The organism is Xylophilus sp. (assembly GCA_009914555.1).
In the GTDB taxonomy this organism is placed as follows: Bacteria; Pseudomonadota; Gammaproteobacteria; order Burkholderiales; family Burkholderiaceae_C; genus WNDY01.
This window is the reverse complement of sequence record WNDY01000024.1, coordinates 38420-61420: the sequence shown is the minus strand read 5'-3', so window position 1 is coordinate 61420 and position 23001 is coordinate 38420. Positions and strand designations below refer to the sequence as shown.

The following is a 23001-nucleotide window of genomic DNA, read 5'->3' as shown; positions in this document are numbered from 1 at the left end:
TGCCTGCTGCCTGAACTCCAGGCTGAACTCCTGCCCCTTTCTGCCTGCCTTGCTCTTGGTCATCGTCCACCTCCTATTGCGATAGTTAATCGCTTATAGGGGTGTCCGTGAAACGGGGGCAAGATCAGTACGCCGCCGCTTTTTTTAGGAAAGCGTTCTCCTCCTCCAGCCGCGCCACTTCACGTTTGAGCCGTGCATGTTCGGCCAACTCCAAGCATTGTGCCTGATCGTCCTGGTCGTGCCGCCGCGCCTGGGCGCGCCAACTGTACAGCTGGGCAGGCTGCAACCCCAGATCACGAGCCACCGTGGTTACCCCTTCTGTGGCCGCTCGCAACAGTGCCTGCTGCCTGAACTCCAGGCTGAACTCCTGCCCCTTTCTGCCTGCCTTGCTCTTGGTCATCGTCCACCTCCTATTGCGATAGTTAATCGCTTATAGGGGTGTCCGTGAAACGGGGGCAAGATCAAGACCTGCTCGTCCTGCAGCGCGTAGATGATCATGATGATCGACGGCGGGATGATCGGCCCGACGATGGCGGTGCTGGCGGTGAGCGCGGCCGCATAGGCGCGCGAGTAGCCGGCCTTTTCCATCATCCGGACCATCATCGCGCCGGGGCCGGCCGCGTCGGCCAGCGCCGAGCCCGAAATGCCCGAGAACAGCGTGAGCGACAGCACATTGGCATAGCCGAGCCCGCCGCGCAGGTGGCCGACGAACTGCGCCGCGAAGCGCAGCAGCACGGCGGTGAGCGCGCCGCCCGACATGATCTCGGCCGCGAGGATGAAGAACGGCACCGCCATCAGCGGGAAGCTGTCGATGCCGGTGAACATCTCCTTGAAGACGATCAGCTGCGGATAGCGCCCGCCGACGGCGACCGCGAGCGCGGCCGACATCGCGAGCGCGAAGGCGACCGGAAAGCCGAGCGCCATGAGAACGACCGCGGCGATGAACAGGGTGATGGCCATGGTCGGTCCTCTACAGCGAGGCCGCCGATTCGGCGTCCATCTCGTCGGAGGCCACGAAGCTGCCGTCGCGCACGTAACCGCGCGCCATGAACAGCAGGTGCACGAACATCAGCGCGAAGCCCGCGGGCATGGCCGCGTAGATCCAGGCGAACGGGATGTCGGTGGCCGGTGTGGTCTGGAACCGCGTGGCCCAGACGTACTGGACCGAGAACCAGGCCATCACGAGGCAGAAGATGCCGATGCCCGCGGCCACGACGGCGCGGATGGCGCGCGCCGCGGCCAGCGCCACGCTGTGGTGCAGGTTGTCGATCGCCACATGGCCGCCGAAGCGCAGCACCAGCCCGGCGCCGAGGAACGTGCCCCAGATCATCAGGTGGCGCGCGACCTCCTCGGCCCAGACCAGCGAATCGCCGGTGGTGTAGCGCAGCACCACGTTGGCGAAGACGACGCAGGCCATCGCCAGCAGCAGCAGGATCAGCAGCCAGCGGTTGGCGGCCACGAGGGCGCGTTCGAAGCGGTCGAGCATGGGAATCACTCAGGAAAAACGAACGCCCGGCGCGGCCGGGCGATGGAGAAACGCGGAGGACGGCCTACTGGGCGGCCGTGATCTGATCGAGCGTCTTCTGCCCGTACTTGGCCGCGTACTGCTTGTAGGCCGGCGCGAGCGCGCTGCGGAAGGCGGTGGTGTCCACCTGCGTCACGACCTGCGTACCGTGGCTGCGGATCTCGTCCACGCCCTTCTTCTCGACGGCGTCGACGAAGCGGCGCGACGCTGCCGCGCCAGCCTTGGCGCCCTGGATGAACAGCGCCTTCTGCGGGTCGTTCAGCGTGCCCCAGAAGGCCGGCGAGACGATCAGCGCCATCGGCGCGTAGACGTGCGCCGTCAGCGACAGGTACTTCTGCACCTGCCAGAGCTTGGCCGAGACGATCACCGAGATCGGGTTCTCCTGCCCGTCGATCGTGCCCTGCTGCAGCGCGCCGATCACCTCGGGCCAGGACATCGGCGTGGGCGAAGCGCCGAGTGTGCGGAACGCGGTGATGTGCACCGGGTTCTCGGTCACGCGGATCTTCAGGCCTTTCAGGTCCTCGGGCTTGGCGACCGGGTGTTTGTTGTTGGTCAGGTGGCGAAAGCCCTGTTCGCCCCAGGCCAGCGCGATCAGGCCGCGCTTCTGGAACTTGCCGAGCAGTTCGCGGCCGAAGTCGCCGTCGAGCACGGCACGCGCATGCGCCGTGTCGCGGAACAGGAACGGGATGTCGACCACGCCCACATCGGGCACGAAGTTGCTCAGCGCGCCGGTGGAGACGATCACCGCCTCGACCGTGCCGAGCTGCAGGCTCTCGATGAGCTCGCGCTCGCCGCCCAGGGCGCTGGAGGGGAACTGCTTGAACTTGAAGGCGCCGCTGGAGCCCTTCTCCACCGTCTCGGCCCAGGCGTTGGCCGCGGCGCCGTAGTGCGAGTTGACGGCCAGCGCATAGCCGATCTTCACTTCCTTGGCCTGCTGCGCGAAGGCGGTGCCGCCGACGGTCAGGGCGAAGGCTGCGGCTGCGCAGCCGGCAACGAGGGTACGGCGGGAGGTCTCCATGGTGTCGGTCCTTGTAGGTGCGAAAAAAGCCGCCTCGTCGGCGGCTGCGGGATTGTAGTGGCGCCCTGCCGGCGCGCCCGCTAGGCCAGCAGCCGCGAATTGCGCGGCACGTGCGCCATCAGGAACTCCATCTGGTCGGCCAGGATGCGCCGGTTGCGCAGGATGAAGTCCTCCCACAGGCTCGGCACGTAGGGTGCGTAGAGCAGCGGCATGCCCGCCTGCTCCGGCGTGCGGTGGCTCTTTCGATGGTTGCAGGCGCGGCAGGCGGTGACCACGTTCATCCAGTGGTCCCGGCCGTTCTGGGCAAACGGCACGATGTGCTCGCGCGTGAGATCTTCCTCGTCGAACTGCTGGCCGCAGTAAGCGCAGACGTTGCGGTCGCGCGCGAACAGCTTGGAATTCGTGAGGCCAGGCTTGAGATCGAACGGGTTGATGCGCGGCACCCCGCGCGTGCCGATGATGCTGTTGACCGCGATCACCGACTGCTCGCCGGTGCGCGCGCTGTGGCCGCCGCGGAACACGGCGATCTGCGCGCCCGCCTCCCAGCGCACCTCGCCGGCGGCGTAGTGGGTGACGGCTTGCTCCAGCGAAACCCAGGACTGCGGCAGCCCCTGGGCCGACAACTTCAGGACCTTCAAAACACGCCTCCATCGACAACGGCATGGGATTGCGGACGTTTCGACGGCCCCAGCAACTCGCATGCCAGGGCCTCAAGCGGCACAATATACCCCGACTCCATGACAGGCGCCGTAGCATCCGGAACGCCCTGGACACAACACCAATGAAGATATTCCGCGGCTTCCACCATCCGGACGTGGCGCCTGCCAGCGCGGTCACCATCGGCAACTTCGACGGCGTGCACCGTGGCCACCAGGCCATGCTGGCGCTGCTGCGCAACGAGGCCCACCTGCGCGGCGTGCCCAGCTGCGTGCTGACCTTCGAGCCCCATTCACGCGACTACTTCGCCGGCGTGCGCAACGAGCGCGATTTCGCCCCGGCGCGCGTCGGCACGCTGCGCGACAAGCTCACCGAGCTGAAGCGCTGCGAGGTCGACCAGGTCGTGGTGCTGCCCTTCAACGCCCGGCTGGCCGCGCAGTCGCCGCAGGCCTTCGTCGACGAGGTGCTGGTGCAGGGCCTGGGCGCGCGCTACGTGCTGGTGGGCGACGACTTTCGCTTCGGCGCGCGGCGCGCGGGCGACTACGCGATGCTCGACGCCGCCGGCGCGGCCCGCGGCTTCGACGTGGCGCGCATGCTGAGCTACCAGATTTCCAACCCCCACGCCCAGCACTCCGTGTCCTCGCCGCCCCCCGAGGGGGAGCCCGCCGCCTTGGGGCGGCCCGACGGCTACGGCCTGCGCGTGTCGAGTTCGGCGGTGCGCGACGCTCTGGCCGCCGGCCGGCTCGCCGACGTGGCGCGGCTGCTGGGGCGGCCCTACACCATCAGCGGCCACGTGGTGCACGGCGCCAAGCTCGGGCGCAACCTGGGCTTTCGCACGCTGAACCTGCGCTTCAAACACTGGAAGCCGGCCGCTGGCGGCATCTTCGTCGTGCAGGTGCGCGGCCTCGCCGACGTGCCGCTGCCCGGCGTGGCCAACCTGGGCGTGCGCCCGTCGCTCGATCCGCGCGACGTCAACGGCGGCCGCGTGCTGCTCGAAACCCACTGCCTGCAATGGCCCGCGCACCTCGGCGCCGAGGGGGCCTACGGTAAAATCATCCAGGTGGAACTGCTGCACAAACTGCACGACGAGCTCCGGTACGACGGACTCGACGCCCTCAAGGCCGGCATCTCGCGCGACTGCGACGAGGCCCGCGCCTTCTTCACCTCGCTCCACGCCCAGACGCACCGGCAGACGACGCGCGACCGAATTTAACGCTCGCCCGCCACATACCTCCCTGGGTACAGCCTGGAAGCGCGCGAATGGCGCGCGCTATGGGCGTATACCCCGTCTTTCCCCGGGCCCCGGCCCGCGTTCCCTCTGCCTCCCGCCGCCATGTCCGACGACGCCAAGACCGACTACCGCAGCAAGCTCAACCTGCCCGACACGCCCTTCCCGATGCGCGGCGACCTGCCCCGGCGGGAGCCGGGCTGGATCCGGGAATGGGAGGAGCAAGGCATCTACCAGCGCCTGCGCGACGCGCGACGCGGTGCGCCGAAGTTCATCCTGCACGACGGCCCGCCCTACGCCAACGGCCAGATCCACATGGGCCATGCGGTCAACAAGATCCTCAAGGACATGATCGTCAAGGCCCGCCAGCTCGAAGGCTTCGACGCGATCTATGTGCCGGGCTGGGACTGCCACGGCCTGCCGATCGAGAACGCCGTCGAGAAGAAGCACGGCCGCAACCTGCCGCGCGACGAGATGCAGGCCAAGAGCCGCGCCTTCGCCACCGAGCAGATCGGCATCCAGATGGCCGGCTTCAAGCGCCTGGGCGTGCTCGGCGACTGGGACCATCCCTACAGGACCATGGACTACGCCAACGAGGCCGGCGAGCTGCGCGCCTTGAAGCGCGTGATGGAGCGCGGCTTCGTGTACCGCGGCCAGAAGCCGGTGTACTGGTGCTTCGACTGCGGCTCCTCGCTGGCCGAGTTCGAGATCGAATACGCCGACAAGAAGTCGCAGACCATTGACGTCGCCTTCCCCAGCGCCGATCCGGCCAAACTCGCCGCAGCCTTCGGCCTGCCCAAGCTGGACCAGGAAACCTTCATCGTCATCTGGACGACCACCGCCTGGACCATCCCCGCCAACCAGGCGCTCAACGTCAATCCCGCACTGGACTACAGCCTGGTGGAGACCGAGCGCGGCAACTTCATCGTCGCCTCGGCCCTGGTCGACAAGTGCCTGGCGCGCTGGAAGCTCGAGGGCCGCGTGATCGCGACCACCCGCGGCGCGTCGTTCGACAAGCTCGAATTCCGCCATCCGCTGGCCCATGTGGACGCGGGCTACGACCGCGTGAGCCCGGTCTACCTGGCCGACTACGCCACGGCCGACGACGGCACCGGCATCGTGCACTCGGCCCCGGCCTACGGCCTGGACGACTTCTTCTCCTGCACCGCCAACGGCCTCGCGACCGACGAGATCCTGAACCCGGTGCAGGGCAACGGCGTCTACGCGGCCGACCTGCCGCTGTTCGGCGGCCAGCACATCTGGAAGGCCGTGCCGGCCATCATCGAGGCGCTGCGCGACGCCGGCCGCCTGCTCGACACCACCACCATCACCCACAGCTACCCGCACTGCTGGCGCCACAAGACGCCGGTGATCTACCGCGCCGCCGCCCAGTGGTTCATCCGCATGGACGAAGGCGAAGGCGTGTTCACCAAGGACAAGGCACCGCAGACGCTGCGCCAGACCGCGCTGGCCGCCATCGAGCACACCGGCTTTTTTCCGGCCAACGGCAAGGCGCGCCTGCACGACATGATCGCCAACCGGCCCGACTGGTGCATCTCGCGCCAGCGCAGCTGGGGCGTGCCGCTGCCGTTCTTCCTGCACAAGGATTCGGGCGAACTGCATCCGCGCACCATGGAGCTCCTCGACCAGGCCGTGGCCATCGTCGAGCAGGGCGGCATCGAGGCCTGGAGCCGCGTGACCGCCGAAGAGATCCTGGGCGCCGAGGAAGCCGCCGTCTACACCAAGAGCACCGACATCCTCGAAGTGTGGTTCGACTCCGGCTCCACCTTCTGGCACGTGCTGCGCGGCACCCACCCCGAGGCGCACCACGACACGGGGCCGGAGGCCGACCTGTACCTCGAAGGCCACGACCAGCACCGCGGCTGGTTCCACAGCTCGCTGCTGCTGGCCTCGGCCATCGAGGGCCGCGCGCCCTACCGGGGCCTGTTGACCCACGGCTTCACCGTGGACAGCCAGGGCCGCAAGATGAGCAAGTCGCTGGGCAACGGCATCGAGCCCGACGAGGTCAGCAAGAAGCTGGGCGCCGAGATCATCCGCCTGTGGGTCGCATCGAGCGACTATTCGGGCGACATCGCCGGCGACGACAAGGTGCTGGCCCGCGTGGTCGACAGCTACCGCCGCATCCGCAACACGGTGCGCTTCCTGCTGGCCAACACCAGCGACTTCGACCCGGTCAGGGACGCCTTGCCGCTCGACGAGCTGCTGGAGATCGACCGCTACGCCCTGGCCCGCGCTGCGCAGTTCCAGGCCGAGGTGCTGGAGCACTACCACGCCTACGAGTTCCACCCCGTGGTCGCCAAGCTCCAGCTCTACTGCTCGGAAGACCTGGGCGGCTTCTACCTCGACGTGCTCAAGGACCGGCTCTACGTCACCCAGGCCAAGAGCCCGGCGCGGCGCAGCGCGCAGACCGCGCTGTGGCACATCACCCAGGCGATGCTGCGCTGGATGGCGCCCTTCCTCAGCTTCACCGCCGAGGAGGCCTGGAAGGTGTTCGCGCCGGGCCAGTCGCCGTCGATCTTCACCGAGACCTTCTGGAGCGTGCCGCAGCCCGCCGGCGACGCGGCGCTGCTGCACAAGTGGTCCCGCATCCGCGAAATCCGCGACGTGGTCAACAAGCGCATCGAGGAAGTGCGCGCCGAAGGCCGGATCGGCTCGTCGCTGCAGGCGGCCGTCACCATCGCCGCCGCGCCCGAGGACCATGCCCTGCTCGCGAGCCTGGGCGACGACCTGAAGTTCGTGACCATCACCTCGGCGGCCGCGCTGGCCGCCGGCGATGCGCTGGCGGTCGAGGTCGCGCAGGCGCCGGGCGCCAAGTGCGCGATGACCTGGCACTACAGCGAGACCGTAGGCCGCGACCCGGCCCACCCCGAACTGTCGGCCCGCGCCATCGACAACCTCTACGGCGCCGGCGAAACGCGCCGCTTCGCCTGAATATACTCCCCTCCCCAGGCCGCCACAGCGGGCGCAAACCGCGCGCTGTGGCCATATACCCTCAGTATTCACGCAGCACACGACATGCCACGCTCCTCGTCCCCGGCCGGCCGCGGCCCCTGGCTCTGGCTCGGCTGGGCGCTGATCCTGCTGATCGCCGACCAGTTCACCAAACTCCTGATCCTGGGCTGGTACCGGCTCGGCGACGCAACCTACGTCACCGGCTTCTTCAACGTGGTGCGGGCCCACAACACCGGCGCGGCCTTCTCGTTCCTGGCGACCGGCTCGGGCTGGCAGCGCTGGCTCTTCATCGGCATCGGCGCGGCCGCCGCCGTGTTCATCCTGTGGCAGCTGTGGCTGCACGCGGGCCAGCGGCTGTTCTCGTTTGCGCTCTCCAGCATCCTGGGCGGCGCGGTGGGCAACGTGGTAGACCGCGCGCTGCACGGCTACGTGGTGGACTTCCTCGACTTCCACTGGGCCGGGCGGCACTTTCCGGCTTTCAACGTGGCCGACGCGGCCATCACCGTCGGCGCGGCCTGCCTGATCCTCGACGAACTGCGGCGCGTCGGAAAGAGCCGGTAGAGCCGTCTGCCCGGCCGATCCGCCGGGCCATACCGGCGCAGGTATCGCGGCAGGCCGGGCGCCGCGGCGGAGGCCGCGCACCGCAGGAACGGGGGTATAGTCAATGCCCTGTTTTTATGAAGCACCTGCTGAACCTGCTCGCCGCCGTCGCCTTGCTCGTCTGGGGATCTAACCTGGTACGAACGGGTGTGCTGCGGGTGTTCGGCGCCAGCCTGCGGCAGATCCTGGCGCGCAGCATGGGCAACCGCTTCACCGCGGCGCTGTCGGGCATCGGCGTCACGGCGCTGGTGCAGTCGAGCACCGCGACCTCGCTCATGACCTCCTCCTTCGTCGGCCAGGGCCTGATCGCCCTGCCGGCGGCGCTGGCCGTGATGCGCGGCGCCGACGTGGGCACGGCGCTGATCTCGGTGCTGTTCTCGGTCGACCTGTCGTGGCTGTCGCCGCTGTTCATCTTCGTCGGCGTGGTGCTGTTCGTCTCGCGCCAGGACCGGCCCTCGGGCCGCGTCGGCCACGTCTTCATCGGCCTGGGCCTGATGCTGCTGGCGCTGCAGCTCGTGGTGCAGGCCACCGAGCCGCTGCTGGCCGCGCCTGCGGTGCGCACCCTGCTCGGCTCGCTGTCGAGCGACATCCTGCTGGAGATCACCATCGGCGCCGCGCTGGCCGTGGTGGCCTATTCGAGCCTGGCCATCGTGCTGCTGATCGCCGCCATGGCCCAGTCGGGCGCGGTGCCGATGGAGGTGGCGCTGGGTCTGGTGCTCGGCGCCAACCTGGGCAGCGGCGTGCTGGCGGTGCTGACCACCGCCAAGTCGGCCGTCGAGGTGCGGCAGGTGACCATCGGCAACCTGTTCTTCAAGCTGCTGGGCGTGGCCTTTGTCTCGCCCTTCGTCGGGCTGTGGATCGACCACGTGCATCCGTACATGACCGACCGCACGACCAGCGTGGTGCTGTTCCACCTGGGCTTCAACGTGGTCATCAGCCTGGGCTTCATCGGGCTCACGCAGTGGGTGGCCGACGCCATCACCCGGCTGCTGCCCAAGCCGCAGGACAGCGCGTCGTCGCTGCGCCCGCGGCACCTCGACCCGTCGGCGCTGTCGACGCCGACGCTGGCCATCTCCAACGCCGCGCGCGAGGCGCTGCACCAAGCCGACATCGTCGAGACCATGCTGCTCGGCGTGCCCGAGGTGATCCGCAACAACGACCTGCGGCTGGCCCAGGATCTGCGGCGCATGGACGACCGGGTCGACGAGCTGTACTCGGACATCAAGTACTACCTGACCAAGGTCTCGCGCGAATCGCTCGGCGAGGAGGAGAGCCGGCGCTGGACCGACATCATCAGCTTCACGATCAACATGGAGCAGATCGGCGATATCGTCGAGCGCATCCTCATCGACATCGAGGACAAGAAGATCAGGCAGGGCCGCAGCTTCTCCGAGGCCGGCATGGCCGAGATCACCGAACTGCACCAGCGCCTGATCGCCAACCTGCGCCTGGGCATGAGCGTGTTCCTCAACGGCAGCGTGCGCGACGCGCAAAAGCTGCTGGAGGAAAAGGCCCGCTTCCGCGATCTGGAGCGCGCCTACGCCGGCACCCACCTGGAGCGGCTGGCCGACCAGACGCTGCCGAGCATCGAGACCAGCTCGCTGCACATCGACCTGATCAGCGACTTGAAGCGCATCAACTCCCACATCTGCTCGATCGCCTACCCGATCCTCGATTCGGCCGGCGCGCTGGCGCCGAGCCGGTTGCGCGAGCCGGTCGTCAGTGGAGACCGGACCGTGCCCCAGCCCCCCCCGGCTCCGTGACGCCGCCGGCCGTGGCCCGGCGCTGCTGCTCGCGGCGGCACCAGGTCATGAGCGCATCGATCTCGGTGGACTTGTCGAACACTGCATCGGCGCCGAGCTGCGCGCAGCGCCAGCGGATCTCGCGCGTGGCATGGTTGCTCAACACCACCATCTTCTGCTGCGGCCGCCGGCGCCGGCAGGCTTCGAGCACATTGAGCCCCGAGCCTTCGCGCAGGAAGAGATCGACGATGGCGATGTCCCACTGCTCGGCGTGGCTCAGCAGCCAGTCCTTGCCTTCCTGCTCGGTGTCGGCCTCGCCGAGCGCCTCGACGTCGGCCAGTTCCTTGAGCGCTTCCTTGAGGTTGTCGCGGATCGTGACACTGTCCTCGACGATGTAAGCCCTGAATCCCATGTTCCGTTCTCCTTCGGCAGAAGGCGGGGCACCTTGCCGGCCCCAGCGTCCGGAGTCAATGTAGGAGTCGGGCCGTCCCGGGGGTGAGAGCCCACTGCCCATGGCCGGGTAGGAAAAACTGCCGCCGCCTAGCGGGCCGGCGTGGCCGCCGCCGTAGGCACCGCCGGCGCGTCCGGCCGGCGCGCATAGCGCTGCGCCAGCACGGCACAGACCATCAGCTGCATCTGGTGGAACAGCATCACCGGCAGCACGATCGGCCCCACGGCCGCGGCCGGGAACAGCACGTTGGCCATCGGCACGCCGCTGGCCAGGCTCTTCTTGGAGCCGCAGAAGACGATGGTGATCTCGTCCTCCTTGCCGAAGCCGAGCCGGCGGCTGGCCCAGGTCATCGTCGCCAGCGCGGTGGCCAGCAGCAGCGCGCAGACCAGCAGCAGGCTGGCCAGCTGCGCACCCGAGACCTGGTGCCACAGCCCTTCGATCACCGCGGCGCTGAAGGCGGTGTAGACCACGAGCACGATGGAGCTCTGGTCCACCAGCTTGAGCGTCTTGGCCCTGGCGCGCACCCAGCCGCCGATCCACGGCTGGAGCAGGTGCCCCAGCGCGAACGGCACGAACAGCTGCAGCACGATGCGACCGACGGCTTCGAGCCCGCCGTACGAGGCGCCGCCGTGCGGCGCGACCAGCGCGCCGACCAGCAGCGGCGTGACGAAGATACCCAGCAGCGTCGAGGCCGAGGCGCTGCACACCGCCGCCGATACGTTGCCGCGCGCAAGCGCCACCATCGCGATCGACGACTGCACCGTCGAAGGCAGCACGCAGATGTAGAGCACGCCGAGGTAGAACTTGGGCGACACCAGCGGCTCCAGCAGCGGCTTGAGCACCAGGCCCAGCAGCGGGAACAGCACGAAGGTGCTGGCCAGCACCAGCAGGTGCAGCCGCCAGTGCAGCAGGCCGGCGACGACCGCCTGGCGCGACAGCCGCGCCCCGTGCAGGAAGAACAGCAGCGCGATCGCCAGCGTGGTCAGCCACTTGAAGACGACGGCGGCATCGCCGGCAGCGGGCAGGACGCTCGCCACCACGACAGTGGCGACGAGGCAGAGCGTGAAGTTGTCGGGCAAGAGCGCCGGGCGGGCCATGGCGGAATCCTCAGAAATCTGGATGCGGAGCAGGCGGCGATTGGACCCCAGCCGCGCGCCGAAAAGAAATGGATTTATGTGATGTATCTATGATTACGAATCATCAATTCACTGAGACACCATGTCCGATGCCGACCGCCCCTGGAATCCCAACATCACGCTGCGCCAGCTGCGCGTGTTCCAGGCGGTCGCGCAGCAGCGCAATTTCAGCGGCGCCGGCGAATCGATCGGCCTGACCCAGCCGGCCGTGAGCCGCAGCATCCGCGAGCTGGAGGCGCAGCTGGGCCTGAAGCTGCTCGACCGCACCACGCGCGAGGTGGCGCTGACCGACGCCGGCCGCAGCCTGGCCGGCCGGCTCGACCGGCTGCTGGACGACCTGGAACTCGCCCTGCTCGACCTGCGCGGCATGGCCACGCGGCGCCAGGGCCGGGTGCGTGTGGCCAGCAGCCCGACGCTGTCGGCCAACCTGCTGCCGGCCTGCATCGCGGCCTGCCGCACGCAGGCGCCGGGCATCGAGATCGTGCTGCTCGACCGCTTGCAGCAGGACGTGCTGGCCAGCGTGCGCTCGGGCGAAGTCGATTTCGGCGTCGTGGTCGAGCCGGGCGCGGCCGGAGATCTGCACTGCGAGGCCATCCTGCGCGAGCCCTTCGTGCTCGTCTGCCCCGGCGACCATGCGCTGGCGCAGGCGCGCGCGGCGGCCTGGCCTGCGCTGGCGGACTGGCCGCTGGTGCTGCTGGACCATGCCTCGGGCAGCCGCCGGCTGATCGACGCCGCGCTGGCGGCCGAAGGCGTGGCCGCCGAGGTGGCGCAGGAGGTCGGCCACGTCAGCACCGTGTTCCAGATGGTCGCCGCCGGCCTGGGCGTGGCCGTGGTGCCGGCCCTGGCCCTGCCCTGCCTGCCGGCCGGCGCCACCGGGCTGGCGGTGCGGCCGCTGGCGCCGCAGGTGGAGCGCGACGTGATGCTGGTGCACCGGCGCAACCGCACGCTGGCACCGGTGGTGGAACAGGTCTGGCAGCTGGTGCGCGGCGTCGCCGCGGCGATGGAGCCTATCGCACCGGCGCCGGCTGGAGGTTAGGCATACCCCCCGACCAACCAACCGCTGGCGCACGGCCTACGCTCACTACAGGGATATACCCCCGTTAAAAACAACAAGCCCCGCAGCGCGGGGCAGATGCAGGTAGCGGCTGCGCGCTCAGACTTTCCATTTCTCCAGCAGCTTCTGCGGCCGGGTGCGGTCGTAGGCTTCGAACGGCTGGTGGATCCAGGGATTGGTCGGCAGGAATTCGACCGAGTAGTCGGCCTGGAACACCGACACGCCCTTGGTCCAGATCACGGCCGTTCTGAGTTCGGTGACCGGCTTGTAGTGGGTGCGCAGGTTGTCGACCACGGCGCCGAACGTCCTGCCCGAATCGGCCAGGTCGTCCACCAGCAGCACGCGCCCTGCGATTTCGCCGCGCGGCGTGGTGATGAAGCGCGCGATGTCGAGCCGGTCCTGCACCGTGCCCGCCTCGGCGCGGTACGAGCTGGTCGACATGATGGCCAGCGGCTTGTCGAAGATGCGCGAGAGGATGTCGCCGGGCCGCATGCCGCCGCGCGCCAGGCACAGGATGTTGTCGAACTCCCAGCCCGACTGGTGGATCTTGATCGCGAGCTTCTCGATCAGGTTGTGGTACTCGTCGTAGCTGACGTAGAGATGCTTGCCGTCTTCGGTCAACATGGTGGGGGACTCCAGCTTCGCCCTCAATCGGCCAGGTAGGGGTGGCGCTTGAGGATCGTGTGATCGCGGTCGGGGCTCGTGGAGATCAGGTCGATCGGCACGCCGGAGATGTGCTCGATGCGCTGCAGATACAGGCGCGCGTTGACCGGCAGGTCTTCGTAGCGGGTCACGCCCACGGTCGATTCGGTCCAGCCTTCCAGCGTCTCGTAGACCGGCTTGCAGCGCGCGATCTCGTCGGCGCCCAGCGGCAGGATGTCGATCCTCTGGCCGTCGAGCTCGTAGCCGGTGCACAGCTGCAGCTCCTCGATGCCGTCGAGCACGTCGAGCTTGGTGATGCACAGGCCGGACAGGCCGTTGACCTGCGCGCTGCGCTTGAGCAGCGCGGCGTCGAACCAGCCGCAGCGGCGGCTGCGGCCGGTGGTCACGCCCTTCTCGGCGCCCACGGTCGACAGGTGGTAGCCGACGGTGCCCGGCGTCTCCCAGTCCAGCTCGGTCGGGAACGGGCCGCCGCCCACGCGGGTGCAGTAGGCCTTGGTGATGCCCAGCACGTAGTGCAGCAGGCCCGGGCCCACGCCGGCGCCCGCGGCCGCGTTGCCGGCCACGCAGTTGCTCGACGTGACGAACGGATAGGTTCCGTGGTCCACGTCGAGCAGCGTGCCCTGCGCGCCTTCGAACAGCAGGTTGGCGCCGTCGCGGTGGGCGTCGTTGAGCTCGCGCGACACGTCGGCGATCAGCGGCCCCAGCAGCACGGCATGGCGCAGCGCCTCGTCGTAGATCGGCTCGAACTCCAGCGCCGGTGCCTTCAGGTACTGCGTGAGCACGAAGTTGTAGAGGTCCAGCAGCACGCGCAGCTTCTCGGCCAGGCGCTCGGGGTGCTTCAGGTCCTGCACGCGCAGCGCGCGGCGGGCGATCTTGTCCTCATAGGCCGGGCCGATGCCGCGGCCGGTGGTGCCGATCTTCTCGCTGCCGCCCTGCTCGCGCGCGGCCTCGCGGGCCACGTCGAGCGCCGCGTGGAACGGCAGGATCAGCGGGCAGGCTTCGGACACGCGCAGGCGCGAGCGCACCTCGACGCCGGCCTTCTCCAGCCCCTCGATCTCCTCAAACAGCTTGGCCGCCGACAGCACCACGCCGTTGCCGATGTAGCACTTCACCCCGGGGCGCATGATGCCGCTCGGGATCAGGTGCAGCGCCGTCTTCACGCCGTTGATCACCAGCGTGTGGCCCGCGTTGTGGCCGCCCTGGAACCGGACCACGCCCTGCGCGCTCTCGGTCAGCCAGTCCACCAGCTTGCCCTTGCCTTCGTCGCCCCACTGGGTGCCGACCACCACCACGTTGCGACCGCTCGTCTTGCTCATCTTGCTTCGCCTGCTGAAACTACTCAAATGGATTGCACGACCCACTGCCCGCCCTGCTCGATCAGCTCGCGGTCGCAATGGAATTCGTCGATTTCGCTGCCGTGGCCCGGCAGCGCGCAGACCACCGTCTCGCCCCGGGCGCGCAGCGCCGCGATGGCCTGGCGCAGCGCGGGCGCATCGCCCCACGGGGCACGCACGGCCGCGCGCAGCGGCCGCGGCGCGGCCACGGCGACCAGCTCGCGCAGATCGAGGCTGAAGCCGGCGGCCGGCCGGTTGCGGCCGAAGACCGCGCCGACCTCGTCGTAGCGGCCGCCGCGCACCAGCGCATCGGCCGCGCCCGGCACGTAGACCGCGAAGCGCGCGCCGCTGTAGTACGCATAGCCGCGCAGGTCGGCCAGGTCGAATGACACCGGCGTGCCTTCCAGCTGGTCGGCCAGCCAGCCCAGCTGCGCCAGCGCCTGCTGCAGCGCGGGCGAGGACGGCAGCACGCGCCCGGCCTCGTCGAGCACCTCGCGCTCGCCGTAGAGGCGCAGCAGCGCCAGCAGTGCGGAGCGCACCGGCGCGGCGCAGTCCTGCGCGGCGCCGGCGAGTTCGCTCGCATCCTTGGCGGCGAGCGCGGCATGCACGCGGGCCAGCGTTTCGGCCGGCACGGCCGTGCCCGCGAGCAGCGCGCGCACGATGCCGGCATGGCCCAGGTCGACCGTCGCGCCCTGCACGCCGGCCACGGCCAGGCAGTCGCGCGCCAGGCTCAGCGCCTCCAGGTCGGCTTCGAGGCCGGCATGGCCGTAGATCTCGGCGCCGAACTGCAGCGGCTCGCGCGTGGCATGCGGGCGGTCGGGGCGGGTGTGCAGCACCGGGCCGCAGTAGCACAGGCGGGTGACGCCGTCGCGGTTCAAGAGATGGGCATCGATGCGGGCGACCTGCGGCGTGGTGTCGGCGCGCAGGCCCATGCTGCGGCCGGAGAGCTGGTCGACCAGCTTGAAGGTCTTGAGGTCCAGTGCGCGGCCGGTGCCGGAGAGCAGGGATTCGAGATGCTCCAGCAGCGGCGGCATCACGAGTTCGTAGCCATAGCCGCGCGCGGTATCGAGCAGCCCGCGACGCAATTCTTCGATGTGCCGCGCCTCGGACGGCAGGACATCGGCGATGTGATCCGGGAGGACCCAGGCAGACATGGGGTGAGGCAGGCTGTTAAAAACGTGATTCTACCGGGCAGGCGCTGGCCCGCCCGGCAGGACCCACCTTCAGGAGACCAGCGCGAGCAGGATCAGGCCGGCCGCGATCGATGACAGGCCGATGAACCGGATCTGTCCGTCACGCAGCTCCAGCACCTGCGTGAACAGGCGGCGCCAGCCGCCCGGGGAGATGAACGGCATCAGCCCCTCGATCACGAGAACGAGGGCCAGCGCCGTCCAGAGGGAATCGCCGTCCATGGCCGGAGAAACCGTGCGCGAACGCGCGGCCTGCCTACTTGCGGGCCGGCGCGCCGCCGCCGGCCGGCGCGGCGCCGGCGCGGAAGTTGCGGAAGAAGTCCGACGAGGCCGGATCGACCACCAGCACGTCGCTCTTCTTGGCGAAGCTGGACTTGTAGGCTTCCAGGCTGCGGTAGAACTGGGCGAACTGCGGGTCGCGGCCGAAGGATTCGGCATAGACGCGCGCGGCCTCGGCGTCGCCCTCGCCCTTGATCTTCTGCGCGTCGCGGTAGGCGCTGGCGATGGTCACCTCGCGCTGGCGGTCGGCGTCGGCGCGGATCTTCTCCCCCTCGGCCGCGCCGGTGGAGCGCAGTTCGTTGGCCACGCGCTTGCGCTCGGCCTCCATGCGGCGGTAGACCGACTCGGTGATCGCCTCGACGTAGTCCACGCGGGTGATGCGCACGTCCACGGCGTCCACGCCCCAGGGCCGGGCGCCGCGCACCACGTCCAGCACGTCCTTCTTCACATCGTTCATCAGCGCGTCGCGCTTGGTCGACAGCAGTTCGCGCACGGTGCGGCGGTTGACCTCTTCCTGGAAGGCATTGCGCACCACGCGGTTGAGCTGGATGGCACCGGCGCTTTCGTCGAGGCCGACATTGCGGATGTACTCCGACGGGTCGGAAATGCGCCAGCGCACGTACCAGTCGATCACAACGCGCTGCTTCTCGGCCGTAAGCATCGACTCGGTGTCGGAACTGTCGAGCGTGAGCAGGCGCTTGTCGATGTACGAGACGTTCTGGAACGGCGGCGGCAGCTTGAAGTTCAGGCCCGGCTCGGTGATGACTTCCTTGATCTGGCCGAGCGCGTAGACCACGCCGAACTGGCGCTGGTCCACGACAAAGATGGTGGAGCTCAGCAGTGCGAGCACCAGCACGATGGTCGCGCCGATGAAACCGATTCTGTTCATGTGTTCGTTCTCCCTCTCGTCTCAGCGCACCTCGCGGTCGCGCGTGCGGCCGCTGTCGCGCAGCCGCCCGTCCACGCCGCCGTAGGGTGTGATCGGCACGACGGTGGTGCCGGACGGCGCGGCCTGGCCCGCGGAATTGTCGGAAGGCTGCTGGGACGACGCTGCGGCGGGCGCGGCGGCCACGCCCTGGATGATCTTGTCGAGCGGCAGGTACAGCAGGCTGCCGCCCTGGCGTGCATCGACCAGCACCTTGGTCACGTTGGTGTAGACCTGCTGCATCGCGTCGGTGTACATGCGGTCGCGCGTGACCTGCGGTGCCTTCTGGTACTCCGACAGCACCTGGGCGAAGCGCTGGGCGTCGCCCTGCGCCTGCGCCACGATGCGGGCCTTGTACGCCTCGGCCTCTTCCTTCAGGCGCGAGGCGGTGCCGGCGGCGCGCGGCACCACGTCGTTGGCATAGGCCTGGGCGTCGTTCTTGGCGCGCTCGCGCTCCTGGCCGGCCTTGAGCACGTCGTCGAAGGCCGCCTGCACCTGCTCGGGCGGGCGAACGCCGCCCTGCTGCAGGTTGATGCCGACGACTTCGACGCCGACCTTGTAGCGGTCGAGGATGGTCTGCATCAGCGTGCGCACGCGCGGCGCGATCTGGTCGCGCTCCTCGGCCAGCGCCGTGTCCATCTTCATGTTGCCGACCACCTCGCGCACCGCCGTCTCGGCGGCCTGCACCACGGCCTCGGCCGGGTTGCGGCTTTCGAACAGCCAGGCGCGCGCGTCGTTGAGGCGGTACTGCACGGCGAACTTGATCTCGACGATGTTCTCGTCCTGCGTCAGCATGGCCGACTCGCGCAGTCCGGTGGACCTGACGATGGAGTCGCGCCCCACGTCGGCCGAGCGGATCTGCGTCACGAACACCAGTTCATGGCGCTGGATCGGGTACGGCAGGCGCCAGTTGAAGCCGGCGCCCACGGTGGACTGGTAGCGGCCGAACTGGGTGATGACGGCCTGCTGGCCTTCCTGCACGATGAAGAAGCCGGTGCCCAGCCAGATCAGCACGGCCACGGCGGCGATCAGGCCCAGGCCGACGCCCGCGCCGCGGAAGTCCGGCGGCATGCCCCCCGAGGATCCGCCGCGGTTGCCGCCACTGCCCTTGACGCCGAACAGGCCGCCGAGCTTGCGGTTGAGGTCGCGCCAGAGCTCGTCGAGGTCCGGCGGCTGGCTGGCGTTGTTGCCGCGCCCGCGGCTGCCCGGCGGCGGGTCGGTTTCGTTGCGCGGACCTTCCTGGTTGTTGTTGTCGTCGCCGCGGCCCCAGCGCGGGTCGTTCAGGTTGAACATGCCCCTGATGCGGCCCGGCAGCGTGGCCCGGCAGAAAGCCCGAAGATGGAGATTCATGCGCAGCTTCTATCGTCTTTGGATGGTGTGCGGGGGATTGTGCCCAATCACGGTTCGGCCCCCTGCAATTCGGCAGCGGCTCCTGGGGTCATGGCCGCGGCGGCTTCGGCCGCGAGGCGCTCGCGCAGCACGGCCAGGCCGGTGCCGGCCTGCGCGCTCACGAACAGCCGCCGCACCTGCACGCCGTCGATCTCGTAGCTGTCCTCCAGTTGCACCGGCCGCTGCGCGGGCGCTACCGCGTCGAACTTGTTGAACACGAGGATCTGCGGGATCGCATCGGCCCCGATCTCGCCGAGCACGCGCTGCACCTCGGCGATCTGCTCCGGGAACTCGGGGTTGGACGCATCGACCACATGCAGCAGCAGGTCGGCATCGACCGCCTCCTGCAGCGTGGCCTGGAAGGCGTCGATCAGGCCGTGCGGCAGGTCGCGGATGAAGCCCACGGTGTCCGACAGCGACACCGAGCGCGCGCGACCTTCTGCATCCTGGCCCAGGTAGAGCTGGCGCGTGGTGGTATCGAGCGTGGCGAACAGCTGGTTGGCCGCGTAGGTGCGGGCCTTGACCAGCGCGTTGAACAGCGTGGACTTGCCGGCGTTCGTATAGCCGACGATGGAGATGTTGAAGGTCTCGCGGCGCTCGCGCTGGCGGCGCTGGGTGGCGCGCTGCCTGCGTACCTTGTCCAGCCGCTCCCTGGTGCGCTTGATCGCCTCGGAGATCATGCGGCGGTCGAGTTCGATCTGCTTCTCGCCTGGGCCGCCGCGCACCCCGGCGCCGCCGGTCTGGCGCTCCAGGTGGGACCAGCGCCGCACGAGGCGCGTGCTCACGTACTGCAGCCGGGCCAGCTCGACCTGAAGCTTGCCCTCATGGCTGCGCGCGCGCTGCGCGAAGATCTCCAGGATGAGCAGCGTGCGGTCGTTGACCGGCATCTGCAGGTGCCGCTCCAGATTGCGCTGCTGCGCCGGGCTCAGCGCCTGGTCGAACAGCACCTCCTGCGCGCCGTGGATCCGGGCCAGTTCCCGGATCTCGTCGGCCTTGCCGCTGCCGACGAAAAGCGCCGCGTCGGGCGCGCGGCGCTTGCAGGTGATGCGGGCGACCGGCCGCATGCCGGCGGTATCGGCCAGCAGGCCGAGTTCGGACAGTTCGACATCGAAGTGGGGCAGGCCGAAGTCAACCCCGACGAGAACGACGGGGGTGGCGGCCGGAGTGGACGGTGTGGTGGGCGAACTCAAGGAGCGACGATGGGGGTGCCAGGCACCCGAGCCGCAGGAGCCGGGATGCCCGGGAGATCAGGCGCCGTTGCCGGCGTCGGGAGCCTCGGCCGCGGAGAAATTCACGGCGCGGCCCGGCACGATGGTAGAGATGGCGTGCTTGTAGACCATCTGCGTCACAGTGTTGCGCAGCAGCACGACATACTGGTCGAAGGATTCGATTTGCCCCTGCAGCTTGATGCCGTTGACGAGATAGATGGACACCGGCACGTGCTCGCGGCGCAGGGTGTTGAGGAAGGGGTCTTGAAGAAGCTGGCCTTTGTTGCTCACGATATTCTCCGTGTTCAGGGGAATTGTTGTTGGAACGCCACCTTACCACAGGCAAAGCTTGCCCCGGCCCGGCAGGCCTGCTATTTACCGCGCCGCCATACGTTTATGCGCCGTCCTTCGACGCGAACGGATTCTGCGAGGTCTTGAACTCCACCCGCAGCGGCGTGCCGACCAGGTCGAACTGCTTGCGGAAGCGCCCTTCAAGGAAGCGCTTGTAGGCATCGGTCACATGCTCCAGCGAATTGCCGTGGATCACGATGACCGGCGGGTTCATGCCGCCTTGGTGCGCATAGCGCATTTTGGGGCGGTACATGCCGCTCTTGGGCGGCGTCTGGAACTGCACGGCCTCCTGCAGGACGCGGGTGAGCACCGGCGTGGTCATCTTGCAGGTCGCCGCCTTGTTGGCCTGCACGATCGATTGCCATACCGGACCCAGGCCCTGGCGCTTCTTCGCCGAGATGGAATGGATGTTGGCGAAGCGCAGGAAGGCCAGGCGCGTCTCGATCGAGCGCTCGACCAGCTTGCGCTGGTACTCGTCGACCGCGTCCCACTTGTTGACCGCGATCACCACGGCGCGGCCGCTGTCGAGGATGTAGCCGGCGATGTGCGCGTCCTGGTCGGTCACGCCCTGGGTCGCGTCGAGCAGCAGCAGCACGACGTTGGCGCCCTCGATGGCCTGCAGCGTCTTGACCACCGAGAACTTTTCGATCGCCTCGAACACCTTGCCTTTGCGGCGCAGGCCGGCCGTGTCGATCAGCTCGAAGCGCTGGCCGTTGCGCTCGAACGGCACCGAGATCGCATCGCGCGTCGTGCCCGGCAGGTCGAAGGCGACGAGCCGCTCCTCACCGAGCCAGGTGTTGATAAGGGTGGACTTGCCCACGTTCGGGCGGCCGGCCACGGCCAAGCGCACGATGCCGCGGTCGACTTCGTCCTCGTCCTCGTCGGGGCCCGACAGGTTGAGCGGTTCCAGGGCCAGCTCGACCAGGCTGCGGATGCCCTGGCCGTGCGCGGCCGAGACCGGGTAGACCTCGCCCAGGCCCAGCTCGTAGAACTCACCCAGTTGCACACCTTCCTTCATGCCCTCGGCCTTGTTGGCCGCCAGCACGCAGGGCTTGCCGAGCCGGCGCAGGTAGCCGGCGATGTCGTGGTCCTGCGCCGACAGGCCGGCACGTGCGTCCACGACGAAGACGACGACGTCGGCCTCGGCCACGGCCTGGCGCGTCTGCTTGGCCATCTCCTGGTAGATGCCGGAGTCGGCCGTCGGCTCGAAGCCGCCGGTGTCGATGACGATGTACTCGTGCCTGCCCTGCCGGCCGTTGCCGTAGTGGCGGTCGCGCGTGAGCCCGGCGAAGTCGGCAACGATGGCGTCGCGCGACTTCGTCAAGCGGTTGAACAGCGTCGACTTGCCGACGTTGGGGCGCCCTACGAGGGCGATGACGGGCTTCATGGAACTCCTGGCTGGCGCTCCGTGCTGTGTCAGTTGGGGCGGAAGCCGTAGACCGTGCCCTTGTCCGTCACCAGGACCAGGGTGTCGCCGGCCGAGACCGGCGCGGCGGCGATGGCCGAGCCATCGGCGACCAGGCGGTTGAGCGGCGAGCCATCCTCGCGCGACAGCAGGTGCACGGTGCCGGTGCTGTCGCCGATGACGACCGCACGGCCGAGCAGCAGCGGCGCGGTCAGGCTGCGGTACTGCAGGCGCTCGGAGGTCCATGCCTTCTCGCCGTCGGCCTGGCGCCAGGCGACCACGGTGCCGTTGCTCTCGGTACCGAACAGCAGCGTGCCGTCGCCACTGACGCCGGTGGCGCCGTTGGCCGTCTTGCTCCACAGCACTTGGCCGCGCAGCGTGTTCACGCAGCCGACGGCCGCCTGGAACGCGCGGGCGCAGACCACGTCGCCGCTGCGGCTGACGTTGGCCACCAGCTCGACCAGCCGCTCCACGTCGTTGGTGCCGCGCGGCGTGGCGATCGGCGCCTCCCAGCGCACGGTGCCGTTGCCGGGGTTCAGGCCGGTGAGGCGGCCGGCGAAGCCGGTGACCAGCGTATCGCCCACGGCGATGAGCACGCCGGGCTGGCTCAGCACCAGGGGCTCGCCCGGGCGCTGCTGGCTCCAGAGGCGGCGGCCGCTGCGGCCGTCGAAGGCCGCGATGGAACGGTCGGCCGCCACGACGAACACGCGCTCGCCGGCGACCAGCGGCACGGTGTAGCCCTGGGCCGGCAGCTTCTGGCGCCACAGCACCTGGCCCTGCGCCAGCGCGACCACCTCGTTCGTACGGGTGAGGACGGCACTGACCTTGCCGTCGCTGCCGACGCCGGCGGCGATCTTGGCGCCCACGCTGGCACGCCACAGCTCCTGGCCGTTGCGGGTGTCGAGTGCGGTGACGGTTCCGTCCTCGCTGGCGACGATGGCGCTGGCGCCGTCGACATGCACCTGCAGCGGGAAGCCGATCTGGCCGACGCGGGCCGTCCAGATCTGGCGCACGGCCAGCTTGGCCTCGATGGGCCCCAGCTCGGCCGGCTTGGGCTTGGACGAGCTCGACAGCCAGCTCGGCATGTACGAACAGCCGGCCAGCGCCAGCGCCGCTCCCGCGAGCGCGAGGCCGCACACGGCCCGGCTGCGCAGCACCATCGTCATCGATCCATCAGCCATCATCACTTCCTGTCCTCCGTGGCCGGCGCTGCCGCGGTCGCCCGCGGATCCACGCCCAGCGCGTTCAACTTGACCTCGACGAGGCCGCGGTATTCCGAGCGCTCGTCGAACTTCTGGTAGGCCTGCGTATACGCGGCCGCGGCCTCGGGCTTCTTGCCCTGCAGCGCGAGAATGTCGCCCTTGCGGTCGGCCACCAGCGCCGCGAATTCCGGCGGGAAGCTGCCGGACACCTGGGCCAGCGCTTCGTCGTAGGCTTTCTTCTCGACCAGCAGGCCGGCGAGCCGCAGCCGCGCGAGCGCCTGCAGGCCTTCGTCTGCGGCCTTGTCGGCCACCCATTGCAGGGCCGCGCGGGCCTCATCGGCCTCGCCCTTCTCGTCGAGCACGCGGCCGGCCAGCAGGCCGGCCTGCTGGGCATAGGCGGTGCGCGGGTATTTCTCGCGGATGTCGCCGAAGGCCTGCTTCAGCCTGGCGGCGTCGCCCGCGTTGGCGGCGGACTCGATCGCGTCATAGAGGGCCGACGCCTGGCTGGCCTGCCGGTTCTGCCAAAGCTGGTAGCCGTTCCATGCGGCCACGGCGGCCAGCACCACGACGGCGAGCCAGGTGATCCAGGTGCCGTGCGTCTTCCAGAAATGCTTGATCTGGTCGAGCTGTTCCTGTTCTTCGAGATCGAAATGTTGTGCCATGGAAAGCGG

The 23001-nt window shown here is 69.1% G+C and carries 22 protein-coding genes and 1 pseudogene; 5 read left to right on the top strand and 18 right to left on the bottom strand.

All coding sequences use genetic code 11. The features are described 5' to 3' along the window. Positions 1-124: 124 nt before the first annotated feature. The 5 genes and pseudogenes from GAK38_RS12390 to GAK38_RS12370 form a co-directional block, all read right to left on the bottom strand. On the bottom strand, positions 125-400 hold the full coding sequence (locus GAK38_RS12390; RefSeq protein WP_325344531.1) for a transposase: 276 nt from the start codon (positions 398-400) through the stop codon (positions 125-127). A 59-nt stretch (positions 401-459) separates the two neighbouring features. Then, positions 460-960, bottom strand: a pseudogene (locus GAK38_RS12385) (TRAP transporter large permease subunit); the annotation flags it as partial. Between the two features lie 10 nt (positions 961-970). Further along, positions 971-1486, bottom strand: a complete 516-nt coding sequence (locus tag GAK38_RS12380) for a TRAP transporter small permease (RefSeq protein ID WP_325344529.1) — start codon at positions 1484-1486, stop codon at positions 971-973. A gap of 64 nt (positions 1487-1550) precedes the next feature. Next, a complete protein-coding gene (locus GAK38_RS12375; RefSeq protein ID WP_325344527.1) occupies positions 1551-2543 on the bottom strand; it encodes a TRAP transporter substrate-binding protein in 993 nt (330 codons plus the stop codon). A gap of 80 nt (positions 2544-2623) precedes the next feature. Further along, positions 2624-3181: an HNH endonuclease gene (locus tag GAK38_RS12370; protein WP_325344525.1), complete on the bottom strand. Its 558-nt coding sequence runs from the start codon at positions 3179-3181 to the stop codon at positions 2624-2626. A gap of 143 nt (positions 3182-3324) precedes the next feature. Here GAK38_RS12370 and GAK38_RS12365 point away from each other — a divergent pair, with 143 nt between their 5' ends. The 4 genes from GAK38_RS12365 to GAK38_RS12350 all read left to right on the top strand — a co-directional run bounded on the left by GAK38_RS12365 (position 3325) and on the right by GAK38_RS12350 (position 9764). Then, positions 3325-4413: a bifunctional riboflavin kinase/FMN adenylyltransferase gene (locus GAK38_RS12365; RefSeq protein WP_325344523.1), complete on the top strand. Its 1089-nt coding sequence runs from the start codon at positions 3325-3327 to the stop codon at positions 4411-4413. Between the two features lie 120 nt (positions 4414-4533). Then, positions 4534-7380 (top strand): isoleucine--tRNA ligase, encoded by a 2847-nt coding sequence (gene ileS / locus GAK38_RS12360; protein ID WP_325344521.1) that lies wholly within the window; start codon positions 4534-4536, stop codon positions 7378-7380. Positions 7381-7464: 84 nt separating this feature from the next. Then, entirely contained in the window at positions 7465-7962 is a 498-nt protein-coding gene (gene lspA, locus GAK38_RS12355) for a signal peptidase II (RefSeq protein ID WP_325344519.1), read from the top strand. 116 nt (positions 7963-8078) lie between these two features. Then, entirely contained in the window at positions 8079-9764 is a 1686-nt protein-coding gene (locus GAK38_RS12350; RefSeq protein ID WP_325344517.1) for a Na/Pi cotransporter family protein, read from the top strand. On the opposite strand, the gene GAK38_RS12345 is transcribed toward GAK38_RS12350, so the two are convergent. Both GAK38_RS12345 and GAK38_RS12340 read right to left on the bottom strand, forming a co-directional pair. Then, positions 9721-10155, bottom strand: coding sequence for a response regulator transcription factor (locus tag GAK38_RS12345; protein WP_325344515.1), 435 nt, complete (start codon positions 10153-10155; stop codon positions 9721-9723). The genes GAK38_RS12350 and GAK38_RS12345 overlap by 44 nt on opposite strands. 128 nt (positions 10156-10283) lie before the next feature. Then, the gene (locus GAK38_RS12340) at positions 10284-11291 is read right to left on the bottom strand and encodes a bile acid:sodium symporter family protein (protein WP_325344513.1); all 1008 of its coding nucleotides are present in this window, start codon (positions 11289-11291) and stop codon (positions 10284-10286) included. Between the two features lie 121 nt (positions 11292-11412). On the opposite strand from GAK38_RS12340, the gene GAK38_RS12335 reads away from it, so the two are divergent. Further along, positions 11413-12366, top strand: coding sequence for a LysR family transcriptional regulator (locus GAK38_RS12335; protein ID WP_325344511.1), 954 nt, complete (start codon positions 11413-11415; stop codon positions 12364-12366). 117 nt (positions 12367-12483) lie between these two features. On the opposite strand, the gene GAK38_RS12330 is transcribed toward GAK38_RS12335, so the two are convergent. From GAK38_RS12330 to GAK38_RS12280, 11 genes are all read right to left on the bottom strand, one after another. Continuing rightward, a complete protein-coding gene (locus GAK38_RS12330; RefSeq protein WP_325344509.1) occupies positions 12484-13008 on the bottom strand; it encodes a phosphoribosyltransferase in 525 nt (174 codons plus the stop codon). A gap of 23 nt (positions 13009-13031) precedes the next feature. Then, entirely contained in the window at positions 13032-14363 is a 1332-nt protein-coding gene (locus GAK38_RS12325; protein ID WP_325344507.1) for an adenylosuccinate synthase, read from the bottom strand. Between the two features lie 23 nt (positions 14364-14386). Beyond that, a complete protein-coding gene (locus tag GAK38_RS12320) occupies positions 14387-15535 on the bottom strand; it encodes an ATP phosphoribosyltransferase regulatory subunit (protein WP_325344505.1) in 1149 nt (382 codons plus the stop codon). Between the two features lie 69 nt (positions 15536-15604). Further along, on the bottom strand, positions 15605-15793 hold the full coding sequence (locus tag GAK38_RS12315) for a DUF2065 domain-containing protein (protein ID WP_325344503.1): 189 nt from the start codon (positions 15791-15793) through the stop codon (positions 15605-15607). A gap of 34 nt (positions 15794-15827) precedes the next feature. Next, complete coding sequence (hflC, locus tag GAK38_RS12310) at positions 15828-16739, bottom strand: protease modulator HflC (RefSeq protein ID WP_325344501.1); 912 nt, start codon at positions 16737-16739, stop codon at positions 15828-15830. Positions 16740-16760: 21 nt separating this feature from the next. Continuing rightward, the gene (gene hflK / locus GAK38_RS12305) at positions 16761-18125 is read right to left on the bottom strand and encodes an FtsH protease activity modulator HflK (protein WP_325344500.1); all 1365 of its coding nucleotides are present in this window, start codon (positions 18123-18125) and stop codon (positions 16761-16763) included. A gap of 47 nt (positions 18126-18172) precedes the next feature. Then, positions 18173-19354, bottom strand: coding sequence for a GTPase HflX (hflX, locus tag GAK38_RS12300; RefSeq protein WP_325344498.1), 1182 nt, complete (start codon positions 19352-19354; stop codon positions 18173-18175). Positions 19355-19411: 57 nt separating this feature from the next. Continuing rightward, complete coding sequence (hfq, locus tag GAK38_RS12295; RefSeq protein ID WP_443089209.1) at positions 19412-19663, bottom strand: RNA chaperone Hfq; 252 nt, start codon at positions 19661-19663, stop codon at positions 19412-19414. 103 nt (positions 19664-19766) lie between these two features. Further along, positions 19767-21110, bottom strand: a complete 1344-nt coding sequence (der, locus tag GAK38_RS12290; protein WP_325344497.1) for a ribosome biogenesis GTPase Der — start codon at positions 21108-21110, stop codon at positions 19767-19769. Between the two features lie 29 nt (positions 21111-21139). Next, complete coding sequence (gene bamB, locus GAK38_RS12285; protein WP_325344496.1) at positions 21140-22309, bottom strand: outer membrane protein assembly factor BamB; 1170 nt, start codon at positions 22307-22309, stop codon at positions 21140-21142. A gap of 2 nt (positions 22310-22311) precedes the next feature. Further along, positions 22312-22992: a YfgM family protein gene (locus tag GAK38_RS12280; RefSeq protein ID WP_325344494.1), complete on the bottom strand. Its 681-nt coding sequence runs from the start codon at positions 22990-22992 to the stop codon at positions 22312-22314. Positions 22993-23001: the final 9 nt, after the last annotated feature.

Coding starts and splice junctions, on each gene's coding strand:
- GAK38_RS12390 (WP_325344531.1), bottom strand. CDS start 400: ATGACCAAGAGCAAGGCAGGCAGAAAGGGGCAGGAGTTCAGCCTGGAG.
- GAK38_RS12380 (WP_325344529.1), bottom strand. CDS start 1,486: ATGCTCGACCGCTTCGAACGCGCCCTCGTGGCCGCCAACCGCTGGCTG.
- GAK38_RS12375 (WP_325344527.1), bottom strand. CDS start 2,543: ATGGAGACCTCCCGCCGTACCCTCGTTGCCGGCTGCGCAGCCGCAGCC.
- GAK38_RS12365 (WP_325344523.1), top strand. CDS start 3,325: ATGAAGATATTCCGCGGCTTCCACCATCCGGACGTGGCGCCTGCCAGC.
- ileS (WP_325344521.1), top strand. CDS start 4,534: ATGTCCGACGACGCCAAGACCGACTACCGCAGCAAGCTCAACCTGCCC.
- lspA (WP_325344519.1), top strand. CDS start 7,465: ATGCCACGCTCCTCGTCCCCGGCCGGCCGCGGCCCCTGGCTCTGGCTC.
- GAK38_RS12350 (WP_325344517.1), top strand. CDS start 8,079: ATGAAGCACCTGCTGAACCTGCTCGCCGCCGTCGCCTTGCTCGTCTGG.
- GAK38_RS12345 (WP_325344515.1), bottom strand. CDS start 10,155: ATGGGATTCAGGGCTTACATCGTCGAGGACAGTGTCACGATCCGCGAC.
- GAK38_RS12340 (WP_325344513.1), bottom strand. CDS start 11,291: ATGGCCCGCCCGGCGCTCTTGCCCGACAACTTCACGCTCTGCCTCGTC.
- GAK38_RS12335 (WP_325344511.1), top strand. CDS start 11,413: ATGTCCGATGCCGACCGCCCCTGGAATCCCAACATCACGCTGCGCCAG.
- GAK38_RS12330 (WP_325344509.1), bottom strand. CDS start 13,008: ATGTTGACCGAAGACGGCAAGCATCTCTACGTCAGCTACGACGAGTAC.
- GAK38_RS12325 (WP_325344507.1), bottom strand. CDS start 14,363: ATGAGCAAGACGAGCGGTCGCAACGTGGTGGTGGTCGGCACCCAGTGG.
- GAK38_RS12320 (WP_325344505.1), bottom strand. CDS start 15,535: ATGTCTGCCTGGGTCCTCCCGGATCACATCGCCGATGTCCTGCCGTCC.
- GAK38_RS12315 (WP_325344503.1), bottom strand. CDS start 15,793: ATGGACGGCGATTCCCTCTGGACGGCGCTGGCCCTCGTTCTCGTGATC.
- hflC (WP_325344501.1), bottom strand. CDS start 16,739: ATGAACAGAATCGGTTTCATCGGCGCGACCATCGTGCTGGTGCTCGCA.
- hflK (WP_325344500.1), bottom strand. CDS start 18,125: ATGAATCTCCATCTTCGGGCTTTCTGCCGGGCCACGCTGCCGGGCCGC.
- der (WP_325344497.1), bottom strand. CDS start 21,110: ATGAAGCCCGTCATCGCCCTCGTAGGGCGCCCCAACGTCGGCAAGTCG.
- bamB (WP_325344496.1), bottom strand. CDS start 22,309: ATGGCTGATGGATCGATGACGATGGTGCTGCGCAGCCGGGCCGTGTGC.
- GAK38_RS12280 (WP_325344494.1), bottom strand. CDS start 22,992: ATGGCACAACATTTCGATCTCGAAGAACAGGAACAGCTCGACCAGATC.